The sequence below is a fragment of the Peribacillus sp. P4_D6 genome (genome assembly GCF_056401795.1).
This window is the reverse complement of record NZ_JBFUIQ010000404.1, coordinates 1-580: the sequence shown is the minus strand read 5'-3', so window position 1 is coordinate 580 and position 580 is coordinate 1. Positions and strand designations below refer to the sequence as shown.

1 protein-coding gene is annotated in these 580 nt (G+C 42.9%); it reads right to left on the bottom strand.

Features of this window, described 5'->3' with window-relative positions; translation table 11 throughout:
* Positions 1-580: arginase family protein (locus AC1DVB_RS27875; protein WP_477592096.1), on the bottom strand; the 580-nt coding region annotated here is incomplete at both ends.

Genomic DNA, 580 nt, shown 5'->3' with positions numbered 1-580 from the left:
GTGTATCCCCAATGGTTTTCTTGACTTCCTTCACGACATCTTCGATTCCTCTCTTCTTCAGCTCCGGCGTAGTTATCACATTGTACCCTAGTTCTGTACTGGAATCTAAATCTCCTGGATGATTGAGCGTACCTCTGATGCCAATCTGGAAAACTTTATCCGTTTGGAGCAAGCCTTCCTCATATGCACGGATAAACGGGGAACCATGCCAGTATTTTTCTTCATAATAAGTATCCCAAGTATCTGTATGTGAATCAAAATGAAGAAGTGCAACAGGACCGTGGATTTTTGCGGCTGCTCTTAAATTAGCCAATGTTACTGAATGATCTCCTCCGATGCCTATTGGAATGATCCCGTTTTTCATCAAGTCTGAAATAGCCTTTTCAATTAACTCATAGCTTCGATGTATATTATGGGGAATCACCGAAACATCCCCGATATCAATTGCATTACATTCGTCAAAAGGAAATACCTTGTGAATGGGATGATAAGGAAACAACGTCATGGATGCTTGGCGGACTGCCTGTGGAGCAAACCGGGCTCCTACCCTGAATGAAGCAGCTGTATCAAAAGGCATACC